Source organism: Flavobacterium sp. (genome assembly GCF_036405015.1).
In the GTDB taxonomy this organism is placed as follows: Bacteria; Bacteroidota; Bacteroidia; order Flavobacteriales; family Flavobacteriaceae; genus Flavobacterium.
Genome location: NZ_DASWYK010000137.1, coordinates 1 through 10983, shown reverse-complemented (window position 1 = coordinate 10983; position 10983 = coordinate 1). Strand labels below are relative to the sequence as shown.

The 10983-nt window shown below is 31.6% G+C and carries 11 protein-coding genes; all 11 read left to right on the top strand.

The features are described from left to right. Window positions 1-172: 172 nt before the first annotated feature. The 11 genes from VGE71_RS10575 (at window position 173) to VGE71_RS10525 (ending at window position 10732) form a co-directional block, all read left to right on the top strand. Complete coding sequence (locus VGE71_RS10575) at window positions 173-1402, top strand: HD domain-containing protein (RefSeq protein ID WP_331138302.1); 1230 nt, start codon at window positions 173-175, stop codon at window positions 1400-1402. Between the two features lie 39 nt (window positions 1403-1441). Then, window positions 1442-2488 carry a UDP-3-O-(3-hydroxymyristoyl)glucosamine N-acyltransferase gene (lpxD, locus tag VGE71_RS10570; protein WP_331138301.1) on the top strand — a complete coding sequence of 349 codons (1047 nt, stop codon included), beginning with the start codon at window positions 1442-1444 and terminating at the stop codon, window positions 2486-2488. Next, window positions 2481-3869, top strand: a complete 1389-nt coding sequence (locus VGE71_RS10565) for a bifunctional UDP-3-O-[3-hydroxymyristoyl] N-acetylglucosamine deacetylase/3-hydroxyacyl-ACP dehydratase (RefSeq protein WP_331138303.1) — start codon at window positions 2481-2483, stop codon at window positions 3867-3869. The genes lpxD and VGE71_RS10565 overlap by 8 nt, the downstream gene beginning before the upstream one ends. A gap of 74 nt (window positions 3870-3943) precedes the next feature. Further along, window positions 3944-4729 (top strand): acyl-ACP--UDP-N-acetylglucosamine O-acyltransferase, encoded by a 786-nt coding sequence (lpxA, locus tag VGE71_RS10560; RefSeq protein ID WP_109193375.1) that lies wholly within the window; start codon window positions 3944-3946, stop codon window positions 4727-4729. Window positions 4730-4854: 125 nt separating this feature from the next. Beyond that, window positions 4855-5421: an elongation factor P gene (gene efp, locus VGE71_RS10555; protein ID WP_223705876.1), complete on the top strand. Its 567-nt coding sequence runs from the start codon at window positions 4855-4857 to the stop codon at window positions 5419-5421. A gap of 121 nt (window positions 5422-5542) precedes the next feature. Next, window positions 5543-6472 (top strand): UDP-3-O-(3-hydroxymyristoyl)glucosamine N-acyltransferase, encoded by a 930-nt coding sequence (locus tag VGE71_RS10550; protein WP_331138300.1) that lies wholly within the window; start codon window positions 5543-5545, stop codon window positions 6470-6472. 1 nt (window position 6473) lies between these two features. Beyond that, on the top strand, window positions 6474-6836 hold the full coding sequence (locus VGE71_RS10545) for a nuclear transport factor 2 family protein (RefSeq protein ID WP_331138299.1): 363 nt from the start codon (window positions 6474-6476) through the stop codon (window positions 6834-6836). Between the two features lie 86 nt (window positions 6837-6922). Beyond that, window positions 6923-7795: a succinate--CoA ligase subunit alpha gene (gene sucD, locus VGE71_RS10540; protein ID WP_144212837.1), complete on the top strand. Its 873-nt coding sequence runs from the start codon at window positions 6923-6925 to the stop codon at window positions 7793-7795. 138 nt (window positions 7796-7933) lie between these two features. After that, complete coding sequence (locus VGE71_RS10535; protein ID WP_144212835.1) at window positions 7934-8362, top strand: hypothetical protein; 429 nt, start codon at window positions 7934-7936, stop codon at window positions 8360-8362. Window positions 8363-8920: 558 nt separating this feature from the next. After that, window positions 8921-9526 (top strand): sigma-70 family RNA polymerase sigma factor, encoded by a 606-nt coding sequence (locus tag VGE71_RS10530; protein ID WP_331138298.1) that lies wholly within the window; start codon window positions 8921-8923, stop codon window positions 9524-9526. 90 nt (window positions 9527-9616) lie between these two features. Further along, on the top strand, window positions 9617-10732 hold the full coding sequence (locus VGE71_RS10525) for a FecR family protein (RefSeq protein ID WP_331138297.1): 1116 nt from the start codon (window positions 9617-9619) through the stop codon (window positions 10730-10732). Window positions 10733-10983 lie beyond the last annotated feature (251 nt).

Below are 10983 nucleotides of genomic sequence, written 5' to 3'. Positions count from 1 at the left end.
AAAATAGTATAAAATTACCAAAGTTGAGCACTGATTTTATTTTGAATTTTAACAATTTTAAGTGTATTTTATTGATAATCATAATAATTTTGAGTTTGATTTTTAAATAAAAAACTCCAATGTCTTTATACTTATTTACTTATATTTGTTGACCTAAAAAAATAACGCACTAGTGACTCAGATCAACAAACTTAAAATATTCAACGATCCTATATATGGTTTTATAACGATTCCGAATGAGTTGGTTTACGATTTAATTCAGCATCCTTATTTTCAACGTTTGCGCAGAATCTCTCAAATGGGATTGTCGTATTTGGTGTATCCAGGAGCGAATCATACTCGTTTTCACCACGCTTTAGGATGTATGCATTTGATGAAAAAAGCAATTGATACACTTCGTTTTAAAGATGTTATAATTTCCGAAGAAGAAGAAAATGCTCTTTTAATCGCCATTTTATTGCATGACATTGGGCATGGTCCTTTTTCTCATGCAATGGAAAGAAGTATCGTTGAAGATGTACATCACGAAGCTATTTCGTTATTGTTTATGAATCAGTTGAATGAAGAATTTGATGGAAGATTAAGTTTGGCGATTCAGGTTTTTAAAGGTGAATATCATAGAAAGTTCATGTTGCAATTGATTTCAAGTCAGTTGGATATGGATAGAATGGATTACTTAAAACGTGACAGTTTTTATACTGGAGTCGCAGAAGGAAATGTAAATTCTGAACGTTTGATTCAGATGATGAATGTTGAAAACGATGTTTTAGTTATTGAAGAAAAAGGGATTTATTCTGTAGAAAAATTTCTGCTTTCGAGAAGGTTAATGTACTGGCAAGCCTATTTGCATAAGACAAGTTTAGTAGCCGAATTGATTTTAATGAAAGTTCTGAAAAGAGCTAAAGAATTAATACTAAAAGGTATTAATCTTCCGTGTAGTGAACCACTTTCTTATTTTATGCATAACAAAATAACGATTGAGAATTTTGATGCTGAAAAATTAGATTTGTTCTCACAATTAGACGATTTTGATATTATAAGCGCCTTAAAAGCTTGGCAAAGAAATGACGATTTTGTTTTAAGTACTTTAAGTAAAATGATCATAAATCGAGATTTGCTTAAAATAAAAATGAGTGCTGAGAAAGTTTCAATGGAAGAATCTCAATCTCTTATAGAAAAGTTTGCCAGCCTACATCATATTTCGCAATTAGATGCTGGTTATTTTATTTTTAGAGGAAAAATTAAAAACCAAGCCTACAGTAAAGAAGCGGAACCTATTCGAATTTTGAAAAAAGATAAGACAATTGAAGATGTTGTTGAAGCTTCTGACCAGCTGAATTTGAAATCGTTATCTAAATTGGTAACAAAATATTATATCTGTTTCCCAAAACAACTTATCTAAAATTAACATTTAAAACCTATTTTTTATATTTTTGTCGCGATGAAATTTACAGCAGAACAAATAGCAGGAATTTTAGAAGGAGAAGTTGTTGGGAATCCCAATGCAGAAGTTTCTAAGCTTTCTAAAATCGAAGAAGGGGAAGATGGATCGCTTACTTTTTTGGCTAATCCAAAGTATATCAATTATATATATACAACAAAAGCAACAGTAACAATTGTTAATGATAGCTTTATTCCTGAACAGGATATTACTACTACTTTAATAAAAGTAGAAGATGCTTATGCGGCATTTTCTAAACTTTTACATTTTTATAATCAAGTAAAATTAAACAAAACTGGCATCGAGCCTCAGTCTTTCATGTCTGAAGGGACTAAATATGGTGAGAATCTATATTTAGGAAGTTTTAGTTATATAGGTCAGAATGTGGTTTTAGGCGATAATGTCAAAATTTATCCAAATAGCTTTATTGGTGATAATGTCGTAATTGGTGATAATGTTTTCATTTTTGCTGGTGCTAAAATTTACTCAGAAACGGTTATTGGTAATAATTGTACGATTCATTCAGGAGTAATCATTGGAGCTGATGGTTTCGGTTTTGCTCCAAATGAAAATGGAGAATATAGCAAAGTGCCTCAAATTGGAAACGTTATTATTGAAGATAATGTAGATGTTGGCGCTAATACTACAATTGATAGAGCAACTCTTGGTTCTACAATTATTAGAAAAGGTGTAAAGTTAGACAATCAGATTATGATTGCTCATAACGTAGAAATAGGAAGAAATACCGTTATTGCTGCACAAAGTGGTGTTGCGGGTTCTACAAAAATAGGCGAGAATTGTATGATTGGCGGGCAAGTAGGAATCGCAGGTCACTTGACTATTGGTAATAATGTTAGACTTCAGGCACAATCAGGAGTTGCAAGAAACATTAAAGACGACGAAGTTCTACAAGGAACTCCATCACTTGGATATACAGACTTTAATAAATCGTATGTTCATTTTAAGAATTTGCCGAAAATTGTGGCTCAAGTTGAAGAATTAAAGAAACAAATAATAATAAACCCAAAAAATGGAAATAATGGTTAAACAGAAAACCATCAAAAATGAAATTTCACTAACAGGAGTTGGATTGCATACTGGAAAAGAAGTTACAATGACTTTTAAACCTGCTCCCGTTAATAATGGTTTCACTTTTGTAAGAGTAGATTTGCAAGGTCAACCAGTGATTGAAGCTGATGCTAATTATGTTGTTAATACTCAAAGAGGAACAAATCTTGAGAAATTAGGAGTAAAAATTCAAACTCCAGAACACGTTTTAGCTGCAGTAGTTGGTTGTGATTTGGATAATATTATTATTGAATTGAATGCCTCTGAACTTCCAATTATGGATGGTTCATCAAAATATTTTGTTGAAGCTATTGAAAAAGCTGGTATTGAAGAACAAGACGCAAGCCGTAATGTTTATGTAGTAAAAGAAGTTATTTCATTTACTGATGAAGCTACAGGAAGCGAAATTCTTGTAATGCCAAGCGACGAATATCAGGTTACTACAATGGTAGATTTTGGTACAAAAGTTTTAGGTACACAAAATGCTACACTTAAAAGTTTATCAGATTTTAAACAAGAAATTGCAAACTCAAGAACTTTTAGTTTCTTACACGAATTAGAGTCATTATTAGAAAATGGCTTAATTAAAGGTGGTGATTTAAATAATGCAATTGTGTATGTGGACAAAGAAATTTCTGAGTCTACAATGGAGAATTTAAAGAAGGCATTTGGTAAAGATGAAATTTCTGTAAAACCAAATGGTGTTTTAGATAACCTAACATTACACTATCCAAACGAAGCTGCAAGACATAAATTGCTTGACGTTATTGGAGATTTGTCTCTAATTGGAGTTCGTATTCAGGGAAAAATTATTGCAAATAAACCAGGACATTTTGTAAATACTCAATTTGCTAAAAAACTGGCAAAAATTATAAAAATAGAACAGAGAAATCATGTTCCAACTTATGATTTACATCAAGAACCGTTGATGGATATTCATAAAATTATGTCTATGCTTCCTCACAGACCACCATTTTTGTTGATTGACAGAATTATCGAGATGTCTGATCGTCATGTGGTAGGTTTGAAAAATGTTACTATGAACGAAAATTTCTTTGTAGGACACTTTCCAGAAGCACCAGTAATGCCTGGAGTTTTAATTGTAGAAGCGATGGCACAAACAGGAGGAATTTTAGTTTTAAGTACAGTTCCAGATCCTGAAAATTATTTGACATATTTCATGAAAATTGATAATGTTAAATTTAAACACAAAGTATTGCCAGGTGATACTTTAATCTTTAAATGTGAGTTGATTTCTCCTATCAGAAGAGGGATTTGTCATATGCAGGCAAACGCTTATGCAAATGGTAAATTGGTAACTGAGGCAGAATTAATGGCACAAATTGCAAGAAAACAATAATAAATTATCAAATTTATTGTTTAGGTTTGTTGCCTCAAATTAGAATATTTTAATTAAAAATATAAAACATACAGATGAATCAACCATTAGCATATGTTCATCCTGGCGCGAAAATCGCTAAAAACGTTGTAATAGAGCCATTTACAACAATTCACAATAATGTTGTTATTGGTGATGGTACTTGGATTGGTTCAAACGTGACCATTATGGAAGGAGCTCGAATTGGAAAAAATTGCAATATTTTTCCAGGAGCTGTAATTTCTGCAGTGCCACAAGATTTGAAATTCGGAGGTGAAGATTCTCTTGCGATTATTGGTGATAATTGTACTATTAGAGAATGTGTTACTATAAACAGAGGTACAATTGCTTCTGGTCAAACTGTTATTGGAAATAATTGTCTAGTAATGGCTTATGCACACATTGCGCACGATTGTGAGATCGGAAATAATGCTATTATTGTGAATGGTGTTGCTTTGGCAGGTCACGTAGTAGTTGGAAATCATGCTGTAATTGGTGGTTTAGCGGCAATTCACCAATTCATTCACATTGGAGATCATGCTATGATTTCTGGTGGATCTTTGGTAAGAAAAGACGTTCCTCCTTACACAAAAGCGGCAAAAGAACCTTTATCTTATGTTGGGATCAACTCTGTTGGTTTAAGAAGAAGGGGATTCAGTACTGAAAAAATTAGAGAAATTCAGGAAATCTATAGAATTTTATACCAAAAGAATTACAATACAACTCAAGCTTTAAGTATTATTGAAGCTGAAATGGAGGCAACTCCTGAAAGAGATGAAATTCTTGATTTTATCAGAAATTCTTCTCGAGGAATTATGAAAGGTTACTCAGGAAACTATTAATTTTAGAGTTTAGATTTCTGATTTTAGATTTCTAAACTGGAGAATAAAAAAACATTAAAAAATGTGTTGATTTTAAGTTTCAATGAATCTAAAATTTGCACTCTAAAATCTAAAATAAAAACAAAATGGCATCTACATCAGATATTAGAAACGGATTGTGTATTAAATTTAATCACGATATTTATAAAATTATTGAATTTCTTCACGTAAAACCTGGAAAAGGTCCAGCTTTCGTAAGAACAAAACTGAAAAGTTTAACTTCTGGAAAAGTATTAGATAATACTTTCTCAGCAGGTCATAAAATTGACGTTATTCGTGTTGAAACACATACATTCCAGTTTTTATATCCAGAAGGTGATGAATTTCACTTTATGAATGCCGAGACATTCGAGCAGATTTCTTTAAACAAAAACATTTTGGATGCTCCAGATTTGTTAAAAGAAGGAACAAATGTAATGGTTCAAATCAACACAGAAACTGATTTGCCACTTTCAGTTGATATGCCAGCTTCTGTAATTTTAGAAGTTACTTATGCTGAGCCTGGTGTAAAAGGTAACACTGCTACAAATGCAACAAAAAATGCTACAGTAGAAACAGGAGCAAATATCAACGTTCCGTTGTTCATCAACGAAGGAGATAAAATTAAAATTGATACAGCTTCAGGTTCTTACATGGAGCGTGTAAAAGAATAGTTTTTTAATTAAGATAAATTTGACAATGAGTCAATTAGATAATTTGTGAATCGACAAAATTTTGTATATTCATATTCTAATTGACTCATTTTCTGATTGACAAATTTTCTAATTATAATATATGAGATTTCCAAAGAGTCATTCTTTACAAGAAATTGCAAATTTGCTTAATTGCAAATTTATTGGCGACAAAGACTTTCAGGTTTTAGGTATGAACGAAATACATGTCGTTGAGCCTGGAGATATTGTTTTTGTTGACCATCCAAAATACTACGATAAAGCTTTGCAATCGGCTGCTACTATTGTTTTGATAAATAAAGAAGTAGGATGTCCTGAAGGAAAAGCACTTTTAATTTCTGATGATCCGTTTAGAGATTTCAATGTTTTAACAAAACATTTTAAACCTTTTCAATTTGCAAATGTTGCTATTTCGGCTACTGCAGAAATAGGAGAGGGAACTGTAATTCAACCTAATAGTTTTGTTGGTAATCACGTTAAAATTGGAAAAAATTGTTTAATTCATTCTAATGTTTCCATTTACGATCATACTGTAATTGGTGATAATGTAATTATTCATGCAGGTACAATTTTAGGGGCAGATGCTTTTTACTATAAAAAACGCCCAGAAGGTTTTGATCAATTAATTTCTGGTGGAAGAGTAGTTATTGAAGACAATGTAGGTATTGGCGCACTTTGTACAATTGACAAAGGAGTTACCGGAGATACCACTATTGGAGAAGGAACAAAATTAGATAATCAGGTTCATGTTGGCCATGATACTGTTATTGGAAAAAAATGCTTAATTGCTTCACAAACAGGTATTGCAGGTTGTGTTGTTATTGAAGATGAAGTGACAATGTGGGGTCAGGTAGGAACGACTAGTGGTATTACGATAGGCTCAAAAGCTGTGGTAATGGGACAAACTGGTGTTACAAAATCAGTTGAAGGAGGGAAATCATATTTTGGTACTCCAATTGAAGAATCTAGAGAAAAATTAAAACAGCTTGCCAATATTAAGAAAATTCCTGAAATTTTAAATAAATTGAAGTAATATGTCTATTAAAGAGTTTGTTCAGAAATTTTATAAGTCAGATGCCTTAATTGATAGTGAAATTTTAAAAACATATCTGCATCCTGAGGTGACACTAGAATGGAACAGTAGTAAAGGTTTAATCCAAATGGATTATGACTCAATTATTGAAATGGCCAATGAGCTTAGTCGTGCTTATGTGCGCTCCAAAGTTAGGATTAGTCATATTATTAGTGAGGATGATTTAGTGTCAGTGCGTTATTCTCATTTTGTAAAAACAATTGAGAATCCGAGAGAAGAAATGCTTTTGGCTCATTTTGCAACTATTTGGCAGATCAAAGATGATAAACTTTACAAAGGTTATCAGATGAGTCAATTTTCTTAATATTTTTTTGACAATAAAAGAGGCAAAATACATTACAAAACCTTATTTTTGCAACACAATTTAAAAACTTACATAAAATATATATCATGAGTGTTTTAGTTAATAAAGATTCCAAAATAATTGTTCAGGGATTTACAGGAAGCGAAGGAACTTTCCACGCTTCTCAAATGATTGAGTACGGTACTAATGTTGTTGGAGGTGTAACTCCAGGAAAAGGTGGTACAAGCCATTTAGACCGTCCGGTTTTTAATACAGTAAAAGATGCTGTAGATCAGGCTGGAGCTGATACATCTATCATTTTCGTTCCGCCAGCTTTTGCTGCTGATGCAATTATGGAAGCTGCTGATGCAGGAATTAAAGTAATTATTGCTATTACAGAAGGTATTCCTGTAGCAGACATGATTAAAGCAAATAATTATGTTAAAGAAAGAAATTCTAGATTAATTGGTCCAAACTGTCCAGGTGTAATTACTCCAGGTGAAGCTAAAGTTGGTATTATGCCAGGTTTCGTTTTCAAAAAAGGAACAGTTGGTATCGTTTCTAAATCAGGAACTTTAACTTATGAAGCTGCTGATCAAGTTGTAAAACAAGGTTTAGGAATCACTACAGCTATCGGAATTGGTGGAGATCCAATTATTGGAACTACAACTAAAGAAGCTGTTGAATTATTAATGAATGATCCAGAAACTGAAGCAATCATTATGATTGGTGAAATTGGAGGTCAATTAGAAGCTGATGCTGCTAAATGGGTAAAAGCTGATGGTAACCGTAAACCAGTTATTGGTTTTATCGCTGGAGAAACTGCTCCTGCTGGTAGAACAATGGGGCATGCAGGTGCTATTGTTGGTGGTTCTGACGATACAGCTGCTGCTAAAAAACAAATTATGAGAGACAACGGAATTCACGTTGTTGATTCACCAGCTGAAATTGGTAAAAAAGTAAAAGAAGTACTTGGATAATCTTCAAGTCTCGAAATAATAAATTCAAAAAAGTCTCAATTATTAGTTGAGACTTTTTTACATTTTAAAAACTGAGGTATATTTAGAAAAAACTTAGCATCTTAGAACCTCAGTATCTTAGAAGCTAGAATAGAAAATATGAGTAAAGATTTAGAAAAATTTAAAGTAAGCAATAGCTTTACTTTTACAATTGAAGATAGTTTAGAGCAAGTTTGTAACGCTCCAGAAGGAAGTGCTGGAATTTTTGTGGTTTATGCTGTTGAAGGCGCGGAAAAAGAATTAATCATGGTTGGTTCAACAGGAACTGTTCAGAATGATGGAACTTTAAAAAGCAAAAATGGTGGACTTTATGATAAAATCGTAAACGGACATCAATTTGCAAAAACAGGAAGAAAATATTCGTGGCCAGCTCAAATGAAATTAGAAAACATTTCTGAACTTGAAGTCGTTTGGTATGAAACTTTTACAGCTGATGTAAAAGCAATCCCAACTGCTGTTGAAGGACAGGTTTTACAAAATTTCTTAGATGAAAATGAGAAATTACCAAGATGGAATGTAGCTTTCTAAGCTAATTCAAAATATATTAAAAAAAGAGCCTTGCTGGAATAATCAGCAAGGCTTTCTTTTTTTAAAGCGTTTAGAGATTTATGTTTTCTTTAAGCTATTTATCTATGCTTTTTTTTATTTCATTTTTGTAAGAGCGTTTTCCAAGTTTAAAAAAAGTTGGCGAATTAGAAACGGAGAAACCTGATTTAGTTAATTAAAATTTAACATATGGTAAATTTAAGATTAAGTAAAAAAAATACCGCAAATATTGATGAATTTAGAAAAAGTCTTATTTTTTTTGTAATTATTGGGTTTTTATTATTTCCTTTTCTATATTTATCACACAAAAACAAAAAATAATGTTAAAATTTGATTCATTTTTATATGGATTGAATGCTTTACGCATGTAAAAATCTTGTTTAATTTTTGTTAAATTAAGATTTAGTATGCATTATTTTTTCGTAAAAAAATTAACTGTAGGAACCCAATTTTTTAATCATTGTAATTAATTGATTATCGTTTTTAGAATATTATTTCTTTTGATGATTTGATTTATTTACGCCTCAATGTTTTTAAGTTATGAGCCAGATTTTAAAAAACAAAGTATTAGATGATTTTATTCTGTGGAATAATCTTAAAAATGGTGATGAAAGATCATTCTCTTTACTTTTTGAGAAATATTATCGCGATTTAATTAATTATGGAAATTCACTTTGTCCTTTTGCTGAAAAAGTGCAAGACTGTATTCAAGATGTTTTCGCTGATATTTGGCTATATCGTAATTCGCTACAGGATAATGTGATTGTAAAAGCATATCTACTTTCTAGTGTTAGAAAAAGAATTGCACGTTTGCATGAAAGAGATCATGTTTTTAAAAAAACAACAACTACAGAAGTTTTAGAGTTTTTATTTGACTTTTCTATAGAGAATGATCTCGTAGAAGATGAAGTAACTGCAGAACGTGTATTATACTTAAATAAATTACTTAATGATTTGCCAGGTCGTCAAAAAGAGGCTTTGTATCTTCGTTACCATCAAGGACTAAGCGTGGATCAAATTGCTGATCTTTTAGATGTCAATTATCAATCGGCAAATAACTTGTTACATCGCGGATTGTTAAGTCTTCGTAAAGAATGGAAGGGAAGTATTCCTTTGCTAATCCTTATATCTTCAGGGCTTTTGTAATTTTTTAAGAAAAAATCAAAAAAAAATCTTAAATAAGTGAGTATATAATATAAAAACTGTCCTCTATGTTTTTGTAACCTTAATAATAAGATGCAAAAACGTAATCAATATACCGAAATAGAAGACTTCTTAGCTGATGAATCTTTTCAATTATGGATCTTATCCAAAGTTGATGAACAAGGTTGGGAAGAATGGACTTTAGAAAATCTTCAAAGGGCAAAACTTGTCGAAGATGCAAGGCTTTTATTATTAGCCATGAAAGTTCCAGATTCAAAATTATCTTCCAGCCAAGTCCATGAAGCTTTACAAGAGACTTGGCATAAAATTGCACAGAGAGAAGCAATTTCTCAAGAAACTTCAGATATTAGAAAACTTAAAATACAACGATACTGGATCAGTGGTATTGCGGCAGCAGTTTTGGTTGGTGTTTTTTCAACTTGGTTTTTTAAAAGTGATATTTTACCAACTGACAATGTCGTTACCTATAAAGAATTAGTTGAAGAGAATAATGAAGGTTTAGTTGAACAGACTAACAATACCGAAAAATCTCAAATTATTACTTTATCCGATGGTAGCTCAGTATTGTTACAGCCAAATAGTAAATTAAGTTATCCTAAAATCTTTACCGGAAACGAAAGAAAGGTTTATTTATCCGGCGAAGGTTTCTTTGAAATTAGTAAAAATCCTAAAAAACCTTTTTTCGTTTATGCTAACGAAATTGTGACTAGAGTGGTAGGAACTAGTTTTAGAATTAAAGCTTATCCTGATCAACAAAATGTTGAAGTTCTTGTTCGCACCGGTAAAGTTAGGGTAAAATCAAATGAGCTTGCTGGTTCTGTTGAAAACGATGAGATTGTTTTGCTTCCTAATCAGGCAGTTCGTTTTGCTCGAAAAGAGTTTGTCTTTAACAAAATTACAAATATTACTGTAGATCCAGTTTTGGTAAACAGTGTAACCAATATTGAACAATTGAGTTTTGAGTTTACTGATATTCCAGTAGCGCAAATTCTTGAAACAATAGAACAAGCTTATTTAGTAGATATTGATTTTCCTCATGATAAATTAAAAGATTGTCGATTAACGACGTCATTGAGCGATCAGCCACTAGCTGAAAAACTTAAAATTATTTGTAAAAGTATTGGCAACGATACAAATTATGAAATGAATGGAAATCAAATTGTAATTACGACTTCTGGCTGTAACTAGAGAGACGTAAATTCAATAAAATAAAGAATAAAAAAACCAAAATTAAACTGAATGTCTAAAACTAAAATAAAGAGATAACCGCCTATGTAGAAAATAATTGCATAAAAAAAGTGCCGAATATGCTGTAACATCTTCGACACTTACGAATTGTAAATCACTCTCTGTAAAGAGTAATTTATGATGTTTCTTAAAATACACTCGAATAGTATTAATCAAAACAAACCAAAATTATGAAAAAACCTGTTGTCAAG

Coding starts and splice junctions, on each gene's coding strand:
- VGE71_RS10565 (WP_331138303.1), top strand. CDS start 2,481: ATGGTTAAACAGAAAACCATCAAAAATGAAATTTCACTAACAGGAGTT.
- VGE71_RS10525 (WP_331138297.1), top strand. CDS start 9,617: ATGCAAAAACGTAATCAATATACCGAAATAGAAGACTTCTTAGCTGAT.
- VGE71_RS10535 (WP_144212835.1), top strand. CDS start 7,934: ATGAGTAAAGATTTAGAAAAATTTAAAGTAAGCAATAGCTTTACTTTT.
- VGE71_RS10530 (WP_331138298.1), top strand. CDS start 8,921: ATGAGCCAGATTTTAAAAAACAAAGTATTAGATGATTTTATTCTGTGG.
- sucD (WP_144212837.1), top strand. CDS start 6,923: ATGAGTGTTTTAGTTAATAAAGATTCCAAAATAATTGTTCAGGGATTT.
- VGE71_RS10550 (WP_331138300.1), top strand. CDS start 5,543: ATGAGATTTCCAAAGAGTCATTCTTTACAAGAAATTGCAAATTTGCTT.
- lpxA (WP_109193375.1), top strand. CDS start 3,944: ATGAATCAACCATTAGCATATGTTCATCCTGGCGCGAAAATCGCTAAA.
- efp (WP_223705876.1), top strand. CDS start 4,855: ATGGCATCTACATCAGATATTAGAAACGGATTGTGTATTAAATTTAAT.
- lpxD (WP_331138301.1), top strand. CDS start 1,442: ATGAAATTTACAGCAGAACAAATAGCAGGAATTTTAGAAGGAGAAGTT.
- VGE71_RS10545 (WP_331138299.1), top strand. CDS start 6,474: ATGTCTATTAAAGAGTTTGTTCAGAAATTTTATAAGTCAGATGCCTTA.